14 protein-coding genes and 1 other annotated feature are annotated in these 17141 nt (G+C 43.6%); of the genes, 12 read left to right on the top strand and 2 right to left on the bottom strand.

Annotation, left to right across the window (positions count from 1 at the left end):
* The first annotated feature begins 111 nt into the window (after nucleotides 1–111).
* The 3 genes from V1502_RS15570 to V1502_RS15560 all read left to right on the top strand — a co-directional run bounded on the left by V1502_RS15570 (nucleotide 112) and on the right by V1502_RS15560 (nucleotide 2452).
* Nucleotides 112–912: a transporter substrate-binding domain-containing protein gene (locus V1502_RS15570; protein WP_409251546.1), complete on the top strand. Its 801-nt coding sequence runs from the start codon at nucleotides 112–114 to the stop codon at nucleotides 910–912.
* A gap of 120 nt (nucleotides 913–1032) precedes the next feature.
* The gene (locus V1502_RS15565) at nucleotides 1033–1680 is read left to right on the top strand and encodes an amino acid ABC transporter permease (RefSeq protein ID WP_409251545.1); all 648 of its coding nucleotides are present in this window, start codon (nucleotides 1033–1035) and stop codon (nucleotides 1678–1680) included.
* Nucleotides 1681–1729: 49 nt separating this feature from the next.
* Nucleotides 1730–2452: an amino acid ABC transporter ATP-binding protein gene (locus tag V1502_RS15560; protein WP_409254367.1), complete on the top strand. Its 723-nt coding sequence runs from the start codon at nucleotides 1730–1732 to the stop codon at nucleotides 2450–2452.
* Nucleotides 2453–2486: 34 nt separating this feature from the next.
* Here V1502_RS15560 and V1502_RS15555 read toward each other — a convergent pair whose 3' ends face one another.
* Complete coding sequence (locus tag V1502_RS15555; protein WP_409251544.1) at nucleotides 2487–2972, bottom strand: LiaI-LiaF-like domain-containing protein; 486 nt, start codon at nucleotides 2970–2972, stop codon at nucleotides 2487–2489.
* A gap of 1198 nt (nucleotides 2973–4170) precedes the next feature.
* On the opposite strand from V1502_RS15555, the gene hemA reads away from it, so the two are divergent.
* The 8 genes from hemA to ysxE all read left to right on the top strand — a co-directional run bounded on the left by hemA (nucleotide 4171) and on the right by ysxE (nucleotide 13800).
* On the top strand, nucleotides 4171–5526 hold the full coding sequence (hemA, locus tag V1502_RS15550; RefSeq protein ID WP_409251543.1) for a glutamyl-tRNA reductase: 1356 nt from the start codon (nucleotides 4171–4173) through the stop codon (nucleotides 5524–5526).
* Between the two features lie 16 nt (nucleotides 5527–5542).
* Entirely contained in the window at nucleotides 5543–6376 is an 834-nt protein-coding gene (locus tag V1502_RS15545) for a cytochrome c biogenesis protein (RefSeq protein WP_409251542.1), read from the top strand.
* 16 nt (nucleotides 6377–6392) lie between these two features.
* The gene (gene hemC / locus V1502_RS15540; protein ID WP_409251541.1) at nucleotides 6393–7325 is read left to right on the top strand and encodes a hydroxymethylbilane synthase; all 933 of its coding nucleotides are present in this window, start codon (nucleotides 6393–6395) and stop codon (nucleotides 7323–7325) included.
* Nucleotides 7325–8125 carry a uroporphyrinogen-III synthase gene (locus V1502_RS15535; RefSeq protein WP_409251540.1) on the top strand — a complete coding sequence of 267 codons (801 nt, stop codon included), beginning with the start codon at nucleotides 7325–7327 and terminating at the stop codon, nucleotides 8123–8125. The genes hemC and V1502_RS15535 overlap by 1 nt, the downstream gene beginning before the upstream one ends.
* A 2-nt stretch (nucleotides 8126–8127) precedes the next feature.
* Nucleotides 8128–9108: a porphobilinogen synthase gene (gene hemB, locus V1502_RS15530; protein ID WP_409251539.1), complete on the top strand. Its 981-nt coding sequence runs from the start codon at nucleotides 8128–8130 to the stop codon at nucleotides 9106–9108.
* 95 nt (nucleotides 9109–9203) lie between these two features.
* Entirely contained in the window at nucleotides 9204–10493 is a 1290-nt protein-coding gene (gene hemL / locus V1502_RS15525) for a glutamate-1-semialdehyde 2,1-aminomutase (RefSeq protein WP_409251538.1), read from the top strand.
* A 924-nt stretch (nucleotides 10494–11417) separates the two neighbouring features.
* Entirely contained in the window at nucleotides 11418–12578 is a 1161-nt protein-coding gene (gene spoVID, locus V1502_RS15520; RefSeq protein WP_409251537.1) for a stage VI sporulation protein D, read from the top strand.
* Between the two features lie 178 nt (nucleotides 12579–12756).
* Nucleotides 12757–13800 carry a spore coat protein YsxE gene (ysxE, locus tag V1502_RS15515; protein WP_409251536.1) on the top strand — a complete coding sequence of 348 codons (1044 nt, stop codon included), beginning with the start codon at nucleotides 12757–12759 and terminating at the stop codon, nucleotides 13798–13800.
* Between the two features lie 17 nt (nucleotides 13801–13817).
* Here ysxE and V1502_RS15510 read toward each other — a convergent pair whose 3' ends face one another.
* Nucleotides 13818–14009 (bottom strand): hypothetical protein, encoded by a 192-nt coding sequence (locus V1502_RS15510; RefSeq protein WP_409251535.1) that lies wholly within the window; start codon nucleotides 14007–14009, stop codon nucleotides 13818–13820.
* 169 nt (nucleotides 14010–14178) lie between these two features.
* Nucleotides 14179–14405 (top strand) — a binding site (T-box leader).
* 70 nt (nucleotides 14406–14475) lie between these two features.
* On the opposite strand from V1502_RS15510, the gene V1502_RS15505 reads away from it, so the two are divergent.
* Nucleotides 14476–17121 carry a valine--tRNA ligase gene (locus tag V1502_RS15505; RefSeq protein ID WP_409251534.1) on the top strand — a complete coding sequence of 882 codons (2646 nt, stop codon included), beginning with the start codon at nucleotides 14476–14478 and terminating at the stop codon, nucleotides 17119–17121.
* The last annotated feature ends 20 nt before the right edge of the window (nucleotides 17122–17141 follow it).

Raw genomic sequence — 17141 nt, 5'->3', positions numbered from 1 at the left:
CTTGAATTTACAGATTTATCATTATATTTGAATTTTGTGAATTATTCATTAGTTTGCTACCATAATATCTAGGGTCTAAAAAAATAGATTAGAGGGGGAAATAACAGAAAAATGAAGAAAATATTTAGTTTTGCAGCATTATCATTATCGGCGATTTTAATTTCAGGATGCGGGACCAGTGAGACGGGTTCAGGCAGCGCATCGGACAGTGGATTTGACTTAGTTAATGAAGGCAAGTTTACATATGCAGCATCCGGTGAGTTTAAACCGTTCAGTGTAACCAGTGGAGACGGTACAATGACGGGGTTTGATATCGAGGTGGCTGAGGCGGTTGCCAAAGAACTCGGCCTCGACCCGGAACAGAAGAAATTCAAATTTGCGGGCATTGTTGAAGGTGTCCAGGCAGGCCGTTTTGATGCAGCAGTAGCCAGCCATACAATTACAGATGAGCGGGCTGAGAAAGTAGATTTCTCCACACCATACTACTATTCAGGACCACAAATATTTGTCCGTCCTGACAGTGGTGTAAAAACACTTGAAGATTTAGAGGGTATGGAGATTGCTGTATCAAAAGGATCTACCTATGCAGACACAGCGAGTGAAGTAACGGACAATATCAAGACGTATGATAGTGATGTAGTGGCCCTTGAAGCATTAAGCAAAGGCAAGCATGATGCTGTCATCACTGATTTCGTCACTGGTAAAGAAGCCATTGGTGCAGGTCTTGAAATCGATGCGAGAGAATTGCTTGGACGCAGTGAGCAGGCGATAGCTGTTGCTCAAGACAATGATGAACTGCTTGAAGCAATTAACGAAGCACTGGAAACACTTAGAGAAAATGGGACATTGGAAGAAATCAGCAAAGAATATTTCGGAGAAGACATTACAACTGACCCTGAGGGAGAAGAATAACCATCATCAAATTTAGGGCGGATGTGCACATTTTTGCGCATTCGCTTTTTCTATCCGTAAATGTCTGCTTTTATCCTAAAACACTTTAAAGATTAAAAATATTGCACAGGAGGGAATAGGGTGAACTTTTTTGAAACATTCACAGATACCATTGATGTGTTCCTGAAAGGAATGCTGTTAACATTTGAGCTTACCGTGGTATCCGTATTTATTGCTATATTCATAGGTTTATTTTTTGCCTTTTTGAAAATATCTAAAATGAAAGTTCTTGAAATCATTGCTGACATCTACATATTTGTTGTCCGTGGTACGCCGTTGATCGTCCAGATCTTCATCTTCTACTTTGGGCTGACAGCTCTTCAGATTTCAGGCTTTTGGTCAGTAGTACTTGGACTTGCTTTCCATAATGGGGCCTATATAGCTGAGATTTTCAGAGGTACCATTCAGTCAATCGATAAAGGACAGATGGAAGCGGGCCGTTCCCTGGGGATGTCCAATGGGTTGACGATGAGAAGGATCATTCTTCCGCAGGCATTCAGGAGGGCGTTGCCGCCGCTTGGCAACCAATTCATCATTGCCTTGAAAGATTCCTCACTTGCTTCTTTCATCGGCATGTACGAGCTCTTCAGTGTAGCCACTACACTTGGTTCCAATAACTTCGATTACATGACATACCTGTTGATTGTAGCCGTGTACTATCTAGTGTTGGTACTGTTCTTCTCAGTACTAGTGAATTTTGTAGAAAAACGTATGTCATTGAGCGATTAATAACAACTGACTTCCAAAACAAATGGAGGGATATACTTTGACCCAGGAAATGATAAAAGTTGAAAAGCTAAATAAATCCTTTGGCGATCTTCATGTACTAAAGGATATTGATATCAATGTAAAAGAAAGTGATGTAGTTTGCCTAATTGGAGCAAGTGGTTCCGGCAAAAGTACTCTGCTCAGGTGTTTGAACTTCCTTGAAATCAAGGACAGCGGAAAGATCATCATTGAAGGTGAAGAGGTGAACAGAGGCACCCATGATTTAAATGAAGTCAGGGCAAAAGTGGGGATGGTTTTTCAGCACTTCTACCTTTTTCCTCATAAAACCGTGTTGGAAAATGTCATGGAAGCTCCTGTTCAAGTGAAGAAGATTTCAAAAGTCCAGGCAAAAGAAGAAGCAATGGAGCTGTTGAGCAAAGTCGGTCTGAAGGATAAAGCCGATGTCTACCCTTCGAAGTTATCCGGAGGACAAAAGCAGCGTGTGGCCATAGCGCGGGCCCTTGCTATGAAACCGGATATCATGCTGTTCGATGAACCGACTTCAGCCCTCGATCCAGAGCTGGTCGGAGAAGTTCTGGCCACGATGAAAGAACTGGCTCTTGAAGGTATGACCATGGTGGTCGTGACTCATGAAATGGGATTTGCCCGTGAAGTGGCTGATTGGGTCGTCTACATGCATGACGGCCGTATCGTGGAGGTTGGCCCACCCGAAGAGTTGTTCGGAAATCCGAAAGAGCAGAGAACAAAAGAATTCCTTGATTCTATATTATAAAAGAAAAAGACAGGAGCCGATGCCGGTTCCTGTTTTATTTTTTCTTGATAAATAATAGATACACGCCAATCAAGACAATGATAAGCGGCCAAAAATCACGGATCATGTTGACCCCGCCCTGTAAGATGCCAAGCCACATCAAAACCTTATCATAAAACAAAAGAATGATAGCCAGTATAAGAAAAAGCACTCCTTGGAACAAGCCGTTGCCGGTTTTTTGATATCTGAGCAAAAAACCGAGTGAAATGATAAGAATGAATGTTCCAATGTGATCCGGCCAGATGGTAATCTTATTAATGATGTGGAAATGCAGTCCGAAACCCGTGAGAATGGTCCCGGGCAGTATGGATTCATAATCTCTCCCTTTATACCCCTGAGCAAGGAAGGCGGCACCTACAATGATTAGGAGTGTAGGCCATGTATAGAATTCCCTGAATACCATGATGTTCGATTGCTGAAGATAAAAATAGATGCCGAATCCAATTAAGATCATTCCTGGAAAAAGTCGTTGTCCTTTCATAATTTCCTCCGATTTGTAAACTTGAATAATGAGTTCTGATTTGTTAATCTAACATAGGAAACTATGTCGAAAAGAATAAGATTATGTAAGTGCTTATCTAAATGTTTGAAAATAGGGTATATAATTCATAGGAATTCCGGCTTATGCTAATAACTTATATAATTGTTTCAGTTTAACTTAAGGAATCCGTGTTGCTGAGCGAGCTGCCTTTACACTTAATGTTATCCAGTTCCGCTGGCTAGCTCCTCGGGTCGTTGCAATCCGTCAGTTGAGGATAAAGAGCATCCTCATCTGCCGGCCTGCCAACGCCTGTCGGAGCTGAAAGAGCCGTCTTTACACTTAGTTGCTGTCCAGTTCCGTCGGCTAGGCCCTCGGGTCGTTATGCTTTCACCAGCCGAGGACAAAGAGCGTCCTCATCTGGTGAAAGCATCAACGCCTGTCGGACCTTAGCAAGCCGACTTCACTTTCAATGTTATCCGGTGCAGACGGCTAGGTCCTCGGGTCGTTATTCTTTCTCCAGCCGAGGACAAAGAACGTCCTCATCTGGTGAAAGCATCAACGCCTGTCGGAGCTGGACGAGCTGCCTTTACACTTAATGTTATCCAGTTCCGCTGGCTAGCTCCTCGGGTCGTTGCAATCCGTCAGTTGAGGATAAAGAGCATCCTCATCTGACGGCCTGCCAACGCCTGTCGGAGCTGAAAGAGCCAGCTCCACTTTTAATGTTATCCGGTGCAGGCAGCTAGCTCCTCGGGTCGTTATTCTTTCCCCAGCCGAGGACAAAGAACGTCCTCATCTGGTGAAAGAATCAACGCCTGTCGGAGCTGGACGAGCTGCCTTTACACTTAATGTTATCCAGTTCCGCTGGCTAGCTCCTCGGGTCGTTGCAATCCGTCAGTTGAGGATAAAGAGCATCCTCATCTGCCGGCCTGCCAACGCCTGTCGGAGCTGAAAGAGCCAGCTCCACTTTTAATGTTATCCGGTGCAGGCAGCTAGCTCCTCGGGTCGTTATTCTTTCCCCAGCCGAGGACAAAGAACGTCCTCATCTGGTGAAAGAATCAACGCCCGTCGGAGCTGGACGAGCTGCCTTTACACTTAATGTTACCACAGGTTTCATCTTATGTTCACATTTATTTGAATGGGATATTTGTCGTACATGTTATACTAGAGTTAATGATTATTTGGGGGTGTCATTTCTGTTATGCACATTATCACAGTCGGTTTAAATTACAAAACGGCCCCTGTCGAGATTCGTGAACGTTTATCTTTTAATGAAGCAGACCTGCAAAGAGCGATGGAAACACTTAAGGATAAAAAGAGTATCCTTGAGAATGTGATCGTTTCTACATGTAACAGGACGGAAGTATATGCGGTCGTAGATCAGCTTCATACAGGTCGTTACTATATTAAAGAATTTTTATCACAATGGTTTGATATCGATAAAGCGGAGTTCACTCCTTATTTATTCATATATGAGCAGGATGGTGCTGTCGAGCACTTATTCAACGTGACGTGCGGTTTGAATTCCATGGTTGTCGGGGAAACGCAGATTCTTGGCCAAATCAGGACGAGCTTTTTGTCTGCCCAGGAATCCAGTACAACGGGCACTGTTTTTAATCATCTTTTCAAACAGGCCATTACTTTGGCAAAGAAAGCCCATTCAGAGACGGAAATCGGTTCCAATGCTGTTTCTGTCAGCTATGCTGCTGTTGAACTTGCGAAGAAAATCTTCGGTGATTTAAAAGGGAAGCATGTGCTGATCCTTGGTGCAGGAAAAATGGGAGAACTGGCAATCAAGAATCTGCATGGCAGCGGTGCCACCAAGGTTACGGTCATTAACCGTACGTTTGAAAAAGCGGTTTCTCTTGCTGATAAGTTCAAGGGAAATGCCAAAACACTTCAAGAGCTGCAATGCGCCTTGGTTGAGGCTGATATCCTGATCAGTTCGACAGGTGCCAAAGACTATGTGATCACAAAAGATCAAATGGTCGAAGTCGAGCGCATGAGAAAAGGACGTCCATTGTTTATGGTGGATATTGCGGTTCCGCGGGACATCGACCCTGCCATTGAAAGCCTGGATAGTGCATTTTTATATGACATTGATGATTTGGAAGGCATTGTTCAGTCAAATATGGCTGAAAGGGAAAAAGCGGCAGAATCCATTGGGCTTATGATTGAAGCGGAAATTGTCACTTTTAAAGAATGGCTCAATATGCTTGGAGTCGTGCCGGTGATTTCCGCCCTGAGAGAAAAAGCCTTAATGATCCAGGGTCAGACCATGGAGAGCATCGAGCGAAAAATGCCTGACTTGACCGATCGGGAACGGAAAGTCTTAAACAAACATACCAAGAGTATCATTAATCAGTTATTGAAGGATCCCATCCTTCAAGTCAAGGAACTGGCAGCATTACCTGACGGTCAGGAGAAACTGGACTTATTCATCAAAATCTTCAACATCGAGGAACAATTGCAGACTGAGGCAGTAACACTTGAGAGCAAGGGGAAAGAAAAGACAGGAGTCGCGGCAGCTAAACTCCAGCCTTCTTTTCAACAATAAGTGAGGTTAAAAGTCGATGTTTGAACAAACAATGACCAGGCTGCATGAACTGATGATTGTTCTGTATGCTATCAGCATTCTATTTTATTTCATAGATTTCTTAAACAAAAACCGGAAGGCAAATGCGTTTGCCTTCTGGCTTCTTGCAATTGTTTGGGTCCTTCAAACAATTTTTTTGTTTCTTTATATGATGCGTACAGGCAGATTCCCGGTCCTCACCATTTTTGAGGGGCTTTATTTTTATGCGTGGGTGCTTATTACGTTATCGCTCTCCATTAACAGGGTTCTGCGGGTGGACTTTACAGTATTCTTTACCAATATTCTTGGGTTCATCATCATGGCCATACATACATTTGCGCCTGTGCAAGTTGAATCCAATGCAATGGCAGAGCAGCTTGTTTCCGAATTGCTGCTGATCCATATCACCATGGCGATTCTATCATACGGAGCTTTTTCTTTATCCTTCGTGTTCTCACTCCTCTACTTATTACAATATAAACTCCTGAAAGAGAAAAAGTGGGGACCGAGGTTATGGCGGATCAGTGATTTGTCGAAACTGGAAAAAGGGGCATATATCCTTAATGCCATCGGGGTGGCCATGCTGTTATTAAGCCTGATTCTCGGCCTTCAATGGGCGTTCATCAAGCTGCCTGATTTTCTATGGTACGATCCAAAAATCATTGGTTCATTTATTTTGTTGATCATTTACAGTGTGTTCTTATATTTACGAGTGCGCAAAGAGATTTATGGCAAGAATCTGGCCCTGTTGAACATAGGTGCTTTTCTGGTGATCTTGATTAATTTCCTTCTTGTCAGCCGCTTGTCATCATTCCATTTCTGGTATTCATAAGCTTAGGAGGTACATAATGCGAAAAATTATAGTAGGTTCACGTCGAAGCAAGCTTGCATTAACACAAACCAATTGGGTCATAGGCCAATTGAAAGAATTGGATCCATCGTTTGAGTTTGAAGTAAAGGAAATCGTTACAAAAGGAGATCAGATTCTTGATGTAACATTGTCCAAAGTCGGAGGAAAAGGGTTGTTTGTAAAAGAAATTGAGCAAGCAATGCTGGAAAAAGAAATTGATATGGCCGTACATAGTATGAAAGATATGCCGGCTGTCTTGCCGGAAGGCTTGTGTATCGGCTGTATCCCGGAAAGAGAGGATCATCGTGATGCCTTTATTTCCAAGAATCATGTAAAACTGGCTGATCTTCCTGCAGGAGCGATTATCGGTACAAGCAGTTTGAGACGAGGAGCCCAAATTCTTGCTCAGCGTCCAGAACTTGAAATTAAGTGGATCCGTGGAAATATTGATACGCGTTTGGCAAAACTGGAGAATGAGGACTACGATGCAATCATTTTAGCAGCAGCGGGATTATCACGCATGGGCTGGACTTCCAACGTTGTCACGGAATTCCTCGATCCTGAGGTTTGTGTGCCTGCAGTTGGGCAGGGGGCACTGTCAATCGAGTGCCGTCAGGATGATGAGGAGCTTCTTGGTTTATTGGGTAAATTTGCTTCAGCGCAAGTAACGAAGACGGTTACGGCTGAACGGACCTTCCTTCATAAGATGGAAGGAGGTTGCCAGGTGCCAATTGCCGGATACGCTGAGCTGCTCCAAGATGAAGAGGTCAAGCTGACAGTGTTGGTCGCTTCTCCAGATGGAAAAGATATTTATAAAGAAACGGTTACAGGCTCTGACCCTGTCCAGGTCGGTGAAAAGGCTGCAGCACTGCTGACGGAAAGAGGCGCTAAGGCTCTAATTGATAAGGTCAAAGAGGAGCTTGAACAGTAATGGATTTTTCTTTACCGCTTTGGGGTAGAGAAATTCTCGTCACACGGGAAGAAAAGGCAGCGAAAGGGTTGGCGGATCTTATCAGGCAGTATGGAGGAATTCCCCATATTGTCCCGCTGATTGCTTTCCGGCCTTATATAGACGATAAAGAAAGTACATACTTAGAACGATTGAAATCCTATGAGTGGATTTTTTTTACTAGTAAAAACGGCGTTCACTTCTTCTTTGAAAAATTGAAGAAACATAACTTATCCCTTGAAGTCGGCAATATGAAATTCGCCGCAGTAGGGGAGAAAACGTGCAAGGCCTTGCACAACCGGGGGATACAAGTGGATTTTGTTCCTCGATTATATTCCGGGCTTGAGATGGCGAAGGAGTTTGTCCAAAGATTTCCTGGAGCAGGACGTGTTCTTCTTTCTAAAGGTAACCTTGCAAGAGATACGATTTCATCCTATTTCGCGGAAAGAAGCATGCCGATTGATGAGTGGATCACTTATGAAACTTTTTTTCCAAGTGATAGTGAAGAGAAGTTGATTGCGTTATTGCAGCAACAACGGATATCCGCCGTAACGTTTACAAGTCCTTCAACCATCAGGGGATTTATGAAGGTCGTCAATGACCACGGATTGCATGATGCAGTGAAAAGCCTTTCAGTGGTTTGTGTCGGCCCCGTAACCAAGGAAGCTGCATATCGCAATGGCTTGACTGTACAAGTCGTCCCTGAAAGGTATACAGTTGAAGAAATGATAAAAGATTTAGCCAAACATTTTATTTCTAAGGAAGAGAGCAGGGAGGAATAAGTATGAAAGACGTGAAATTCAACCGCCACCGCCGTCTTCGCCAATCAGAAAACTTAAGAGCGATGGTACGCGAAAATTTCCTGAGAACAGAAGATTTAATCTATCCTTTATTTGTAGTCGAAGGTGAAAATGTGAAGAATCCTGTTGCATCAATGCCAGGTGTCTATCAAATTTCATTGGACTATCTAAAAGCAGAACTGGATGAACTGAACGGACTCGGCATTCATTCCATTATTCTGTTTGGTGTGCCGGCAGAAAAAGATGAACTTGGCAAAAGTGCTTATGATGCCAATGGAATCGTCCAGCAGGCGACACGCCTTGTAAAGGAATATTATCCTGAGATGGTCGTCGTTGCTGATACTTGCCTATGTCAGTATACAAGCCATGGACACTGCGGGATAGTGGAAGGCGGAAAAATCCTCAATGACCCTACACTGGACCTTCTTGCCAGAACAGCTGTCAGCCAGGCAGAAGCGGGAGCGGATATCATCGCACCTTCCAACATGATGGACGGATTTGTTGCCGCCATCAGAAAAGGGTTGGATGAAGCGGGATTCCTAGATGTTCCGATCATGTCTTACGCGGTGAAATATTCTTCAAGTTTTTATGGCCCATTCAGGGATGCGGCGCACAGTTCTCCTAAATTTGGTGACCGCAGGACGTATCAAATGGACCCTGCAAACAGGAGAGAGGCCTTGCGGGAAGCTCGATCGGATATGGAAGAAGGCGCAGATTTCCTAATTGTTAAGCCTGCGCTGTCTTATTTAGATATCATCCGTGACGTCAAAGAAGAATTTAATGCACCGGTAGTCGCCTACAATGTCAGCGGTGAATACTCGATGATTAAAGCGGCTGCAGCTAACGGCTGGGTCGATGAAAAAGCGATGGTCATGGAAAAATTGACGAGCATGAAAAGAGCAGGAGCGGATTTGATCATCACGTATGCAGCTAAGGATGCAGCAGCCTGGATCAAAGGCGAATAAGCTCTCGATCAAGAACGATACTCAGTAAAACTTAAAAAAGACATTTTCAGATAAAAGGAAAATGCCTAATTTTAAAGAAAACGGAGGAACTTATCATGCGCAATTATGACCAGTCTAAACAGGCTTTCAAAGAAGCGGTTAAAGTAATGCCTGGAGGGGTGAACAGTCCTGTCCGCGCCTTCAAATCTGTCGATATGGATCCCATCTTCATGGAAAAAGGGAAAGGGTCCAAGATTTATGATATCGATGGAAATGAATACATTGATTATGTCCTGTCCTGGGGACCGTTAATCCTGGGACACACGAATGAACGGGTTGTTGAATCCATTAAAGAAGTGGCTGAACTTGGTACAAGCTTTGGAGCACCAACGTTGGTCGAAAACAAGCTTGCCGAGCTTGTAATTGAACGTGTGCCATCTATTGAAATTGTACGTATGGTTTCTTCGGGTACAGAAGCGACGATGAGTGCCCTTCGCCTTGCAAGAGGATACACTGGACGGAACAAAATTGTTAAATTTGAAGGTTGTTATCATGGACACGGTGATTCCCTGCTGATTAAAGCTGGATCAGGAGTAGCTACTTTAGGATTGCCGGACAGTCCTGGAGTTCCTGCCGGTGTAGCGGAAAACACCATTACAGTCCCATACAACGATCTTGAAAGCCTGAATTATGCCTTTGAACAATTTGGGGAGGATATTGCCGGGGTCATCGTAGAACCCGTTGCAGGGAATATGGGAGTGGTTCCTCCACAGCCTGGATTCCTCGAGTCACTCCGGGAAATCACTGAGAAACATGGATCACTATTGATCTTTGATGAAGTTATGACTGGTTTCCGTGTCGGATATAATTGTGCTCAAGGATTTTACGGAGTGACGCCTGACCTCACATGTCTTGGTAAAGTCATTGGCGGTGGTCTTCCTGTCGGCGCATACGGTGGTAAAGCGGAAATTATGGAGAAGATTGCACCGAGCGGTCCTATCTATCAAGCGGGTACGCTGTCAGGAAATCCACTTGCTATGACAGCAGGTTATGAAACACTGAGTCAGCTGACTCCTGAAAGTTATAAAGAGTTTGAAAGAAAAGCGGACAGACTGGAAGAAGGCCTTCACACCGCTGCCGAAAAATATGACATCCCGCATACAATCAATCGTGCAGGTTCCATGATCGGCATCTTCTTTACAAACGAGGAAGTAAAGAACTACGAGGGAGCCAAGAGCTCAGACCTTGAGCTTTTCTCCGCCTATTACCGTGAAATGGCAAACGAAGGTGTATTCCTTCCACCGTCACAGTTCGAAGGCTTGTTCCTTTCTACAGCCCATACCGATGAAGACATCAAAAAAACCATAGAAGCTGCTGAAAAAGCATTCGAAAAGATTAAAGGATAAATCACACAAAGACAAAGCCGTTCGGTGGCTTTGTCTTTTTTTATGGAAAGATGGAGGCGTCTACACCTCTCGAGACCTAATTTTAATAAACGCTGTGTTCGTATAGATTGTTGCTATCGGAAAAACCCAAAGGCCGGATTTTTCCCTCGGGTACAAGGGCTTATCTAACTGAACAGGGTGAATGGCTCTTTTCTTTCTTGTTTACCTGGATAATTCCTGTGAAATATGGTTATTTCTCCTGAATTTCATAGTGAATAGCAACAAAGTTTTAGAAAAGAGCCTAAATAAAAGAAGGTTTATAGAAAGGGTGGTCCATTCAAGGAGAGGCCAATATGGAATAGAGTAAGTGAAGAGTCCAAGAGGTATATTAACTTAGCACTTTATTCTATAGCAGTAGGGCAAATTCTCCCTCGCATAACTTAGAGCAGTAAATCGAGCATATTTAAAAGTTTTAAAACACTGAACTACTTCAAACAATTTAAGATAATATATAGATTTGGTTGGAGCGGAAGGAGTACGATTTCCTGCGGGATTAGCGGGCAGTTGAGACCTTCAATCCATTTGCAACGCCCGAGGTTACGTACCCACTGGAACGTAACCCAGCCCCTCGGGGTCAAATAACCCGCAGCAAATAAAAGGAAAGACCACCTTTTTTTCGCTACAGAACATTTGCCTGTCGGGGCTAAATAGGGCGGTTCCACTTTTTATACAGGCAAAGCCGAGGAGGCTCAACGTCCGCCCCGCGAAGTCGTACGCCTGTAGCGGAAATCAAATCCATCTAATCTGAACAACGTTACAAAAACGCATAAAATAATCATTCAAACCCTATTTTCACTAAAATCAATTCATATTCTGCCACTCCTCCTCATAAGTTGTTAATGACATTGATATACCTTGTAACGGAATTGAAAGGAGGAGTTTTCTTTGTCACAAGAACAACAATCGTGCTTGCGATTTTCATTGGAAGAAGCTGTTTGGTTTAAAAAAGGACAGGAAGTAGAAGAATTGCTTTCCATCTCTTTAGATCCCCATATAACGATCCAAGAGCAGGAACAATACGTATTAATCCGGGGAACCCTGGATTTAACAGGTGAATATTTACCATCGGGCTCAAATGAAGAGGCGGAACCGGATAATTGGTATGACTTCCAGCATAACGGTAAGTATGTACAACGAGTGGAGTACAGGGAAAAAGGGGAATGCGAGTTTACGCACAGTTTTCCTGTTGATGTGACGATTCCGAAGAACCGAATTGCCAATCTCGAGGAAATCGATGTATATGTGGATTCATTTGATTATATGGTCCCGGAAAATGTTTGCTTGAAACTGAATGCCGATCTGACCATATCAGGTATTTACGGTGAGCAACAGGTTCATGCACCGATCGAACTTGCCGAGGATGGAGTAATCGAGCCAGTGTACCGCTCAGCACCTGCTGCAGAGCTTTTACAGGAGACAGAGGAAGAAGAATCTTTCGGCGATCTGGAAGCAACGGAGTATGAAGTGGAAAGAGACGAGGAAGAAGCTGAAGCTGAAGTTGAAACCGAAATATATTATGAGGAACAACCAACAGAAGTTGAAGCTGAAGAAGAAGATACTTATGAGCCTTTTACCGTAGAAGGAAGGAAGGTACCTGAAGAAGAGGAAGAAGTAATCATCCCTATATCTTATGAGGCCCATAAGAATGCTCCGCCTGTTTTTTCCTATGATGAGGAAGAATTCGAGTATGCAAGAGGGGAACAGATCGAGTATGAGGAAGAAGAGGTTGTAGAGGCAGTCGAAGCGGAGCAGGAGGAAGAAGAGGAAAGCAGCTCATCGTCGCCTGAAGAAGCTAAGAAAAAACCTCTGTTCAAGAAAAAGTATGAGACGATATCATTGACTGATTTCTTCGCGCGTAAAGATGAAGAAAGAGCGGCGAAAATGAAAGTTTGCATCGTCCAACAAGGGGAAACACTAGAGCTGATTGCTGATAAGTATGACTTATCAATCCCTCAGTTACTGCGCGTTAACCACCTGGAGGCACACCAGGACGTATCTGAAGGTCAAGTCCTGTATATTCCTCAAGAAGCTGTTCATAAAAATTAACTGGTGGTGAGCAGGGTCTTATCCTTGCTCTCCTGTTTTTTACCGGCATTTTCTTAAGCTCTCGACAGCGAGGGTATGTAAACTCACAGCTGAATTTTCGATCTATAAACACAGCCACCTTTTAAAAGGCGTAGAGATAACCAAAAGTTTTATCTTACTAATTAAGCAGGTGAAGGGAATGGCTAACGACCAGATATTAACGGCTGTATTAAAGCCTTACGGGGTAAAGCCTCATTTTATAGAGGAGTACGGAAAGGTCAAGAAGGTGTACACGGAGAAGGGGACACTGGCGGTAAAAAAAATTCCGGCGGGTACCGGGGTCGACTTTGTCAGGAACGTCCAGCACCTTTTCCAATCAGGCTACCACCGGATTGTGCCAATTTATCCTACACATGACGGCAGGTATGCTGTATGGCATGAGAATGAATTGTATTATGTAATGCCCTGGCTGGCGAATGAGGTGAAGGAAAATCATTTCGAACGGCATCAAACACTATTTCGTGAACTAGCCAGGCTTCATATCCTCTCTTCAAAGGAACAAAAGATAAGAAAAGAGGAACGTGAAGAACATTATGAAACGATGAATTCAAGGTGGGAGAAAGAACAGAATTTCTTAGAAGAATATATCGAGTTATGTGAAAAGGAATGGTATATGTCTCCATTCCAGTTATCCTACTGTATGTTCTACGGAGATGCTTCACAAGCCTTAAGGTTTGCTAGAAAAAAATTCGACAGCTGGTATGAAGAATCCAAGGATCTTGAAAAAGTGAGGAGTGTCGTCGTCCATGGGAAAATTTCCACAGAGCATTTTTTATATGACGAAAGGGGCTCAGGTTATTTTTCCAACTTTGAAAACACAAGAATTGCCTCTCCTATCCATGATCTTCTGCCTTTTTTGTCCAGAACCCTGAAGACCTATCCGAAAGCATATGACGAATGTTTTGACTGGCTGATGACCTACTGCAGTCATTTTTCCTTTCGAAATGAGGAAAAGCTTTTGTTTTTAAGCTATCTCGCATACCCGAGCGGCTTGATTTCGGTGGTGAAAAAATATCATGAAACCCCCCGGGAAAAAAGGAATGAGATTAAATTCCTGAGAAAACTTCAGCACCATTATTGGCTGTTGAAAAATACTGAGTATATCGTGATGAAATGGGAAGAATGGGATCAGCGTAATAAAGAAGCAAAGAAGAATGCGCAAGAAGGAGCTTCATCCTCATGACAGGGTGAAGCTCCTTCTTATATCCACTCAAAATAAAGTGCAAGGGCAAGACCGATGAAAATGGCCAGCAGCAAGACATCAAAAGTCGTCGGAATGAGTATTGTCCGGATGCCTTGAAAAATGCAGAAGGGTACACTGAATTGCTTACATACACTCCGGCATGTACGAAGCCAAGGAGGCAGGGTATAGGGGTTGTATTTTTTCCGCATTTCATCTCCTCCTAATACGATTTATATTATTCTATGAAGGGGATTTTTATTTGTTCCACAAATGGCCCGAAAAGTTTTTTGCATTATTTTTTAAAAAATTGGCGATAATGATTGACGAACAGAATTAAAATCTTATACTATATTGAATAATAGCAAATACGAATACAAATGAAATGCAAAGAAAGGGAAGAGTACTTTGAAACTCGCCTCCAGAGAGGGAAGTCACCTGCTGAAAGATTTCCCAGGCTAAGACAAAGGAAGGTCGCCCCAGAGCAGTTTCCGTGAAAACAGAAGTAGCGGAAGCCGGTTTAAAGCCGTTATCTCAATGAAGTGCCAGGCAATGTTTTCTGCCTGTGTAAAAAGGTGGTACCGCGAATCAGCTCCCTCGTCCTTTTAGACGAGCGGAGTTTTTTTATTTTTCTGGAAGTAACCACAATGAAATAGTAAATCTAAGGAGGAAAAGATCATGGATAACAACGAAATCAGCATGCCGACCAAGTATGATCCACAAGCAATTGAAAGCGGAAGATATCAGTGGTGGCTGAACGGCAAATTTTTTGAAGCAGCAAACGATAAGGAAAAGGAACCTTATACGATCGTCATCCCCCCGCCGAACGTTACAGGGAAGCTTCATCTGGGGCATGCATGGGATACGACTCTTCAAGATATTTTGACTCGTATGAAAAGGATGCAGGGCTATGACGTATTATGGCTTCCTGGAATGGACCATGCGGGCATAGCAACTCAAGCCAAAGTAGAAGAAAAGCTCCGCAGTGAAGGGACTACCAGATACGACCTTGGCCGTGAAAAATTCCTTGAAGAAACATGGAAGTGGAAAGACGAGTATGCTAAGCATATCCGGGCACAATGGGCAAAGCTGGGCCTGGGACTTGACTACACAAGAGAACGGTTTACGCTGGATGAAGGCCTGTCAGATGCCGTTAAAGAAGTGTTCGTTACTCTATACGAAAAGGGTTTGATCTACCGCGGTGAATATATCATAAACTGGGATCCGGCGACGAAGACAGCTCTTTCTGATATCGAAGTGATCCATCAGGATGTTCAAGGTGCGTTCTATCACATGAAATATCCGCTGACAGATGGTTCAGGACATATTGAAATTGCAACTACCCGTCCGGAAACAATGCTTGGAGATACGGCAGTGGCTGTACATCCTGAAGATGACCGTTATAAACACCTCATTGGCAAAAAGGTAACATTGCCAATTGTCGGTCGTGAAATCCCGATTGTTGGTGATGACTACGTAGATATGGAATTTGGTTCAGGGGCAGTGAAGATTACCCCAGCCCATGATCCAAATGACTTTGAAATTGGAAACCGTCACAACCTTGAGAGAATCCTGGTTATGAACGAAGACGGAACTATGAACAAAAAAGCAGGGAAATACGAAGGTATGGACCGATTCGCCTGCCGTAAGCAAATTGTCAAAGATCTGCAAGAGTCTGGCGTTCTATTTGAAATTGAAGACCATATGCATTCTGTTGGCCATTCGGAACGCAGCGGTGCCGTTGTAGAACCATATCTATCCACACAATGGTTTGTAAAAATGCAGCCTCTTGCTGATGAAGCGATCGCGCTTCAAAACGCTGAGGATAAGGTTAACTTCGTTCCAGACCGTTTCGAAACATCGTACCTTCGCTGGATGGAAAATACCCGTGACTGGTGTATTTCTCGTCAGTTATGGTGGGGCCACCGCATTCCGGCCTGGTACCATAAAGAAACAGGCGAAATCTATGTTGGGAAAGAAGAGCCTTCTGACATAGAAAACTGGAGACAGGAAGAGGATGTTCTCGATACTTGGTTCAGTTCGGCTCTATGGCCGTTCTCGACAATGGGCTGGCCGAATACAGAAGCGGAAGACTTTAAACGCTACTACCCGACAGATGCATTGGTAACAGGGTATGATATCATCGGATTCTGGGTTTCCCGGATGATCTTCCAAGGTCTTGAGTTTACTGGTGAACGCCCGTTCAAAGATGTCCTGATCCATGGTCTTGTTAGAGCTGAAGACGGCCGTAAGATGAGTAAGTCACTAGGCAATGGTGTCGATCCGATGGAAGTCATTGAGCAATATGGAGCGGACGCCTTGAGGTATATGCTCTCGACAGGAAGCTCGCCAGGACAGGACTTGCGTTATTCAACTGAAAAAGTTGAATCAGTTTGGAACTTTGCCAACAAAATCTGGAACGCTTCAAGGTTTGCCCTTATGAATATGGATGGACTGAAATATGAAGAAATCGATTTAACCGGAGAAAAGTCGGTAGCTGATAAGTGGATCCTGACTCGATTGAATGAAACGGTTGAAACGGTAACGAAACTGGCTGACCGTTATGAGTTTGGTGAAGTTGGCCGCGTACTTTACAATTTCATCTGGGATGACTTCTGTGATTGGTATATCGAGATGGCGAAATTGCCGCTGTATGGGGAAGATGAAGCAGCCAAAAAAACGACAAGATCTATCCTGGCTTATGTTCTTGATAATACAATGAGACTCCTTCATCCGTTTATGCCGTTTATTACCGAGGAAATATGGCAGAACCTGCCGCATGAAGGCGAATCCATCACGATTGCTGCATGGCCGGTTGTCAAAGAAGAATTTACTGATAAAACAGCGGCAGAGGAAATGAAACTCCTCGTTGAAATCATCCGTGCAGTACGGAACATCCGCGCAGAAGTAAATACACCTTTAAGTAAACAGATCAAACTTCTGCTAAAAGCCAAAGACGAACAAATTCAAAAGACACTTGAAAAGAATAAGGGCTATATCGAACGTTTCTGCAACCCTGAAGAACTGACCATCTCTACAGATATTGAAGCACCTGACAAGGCAATGACTGCGGTTGCAACAGGTGTAGAACTTTTCCTTCCATTAGAAGGGTTGATCAACATTGAGGAAGAGATTGCCCGTCTGGAAAAAGAATTGGAAAAATGGAATAAAGAAGTTTCCAGGGTTCAAGGCAAGCTGAACAACGAAAAATTCATCAGCAAAGCACCTCAAAAAGTAGTTGATGAAGAACGGGCGAAAGAAGCGGACTATCTTGAAAAGCGCAGCACGGTTGAAGCCCGCATCAAAGAATTGAAAGGCCAATAATATAGAAGGCTGTATTCGTA

Origin of the sequence: Rossellomorea sedimentorum, from assembly GCF_046237645.1 — a bacterium.
In the GTDB taxonomy this organism is placed as follows: Bacteria; Bacillota; Bacilli; order Bacillales; family Bacillaceae_B; genus Rossellomorea; species Rossellomorea sedimentorum.
The sequence above is the reverse complement of the archived record's forward strand: the minus strand, read 5'-3'. Positions and strand labels throughout refer to the sequence as shown.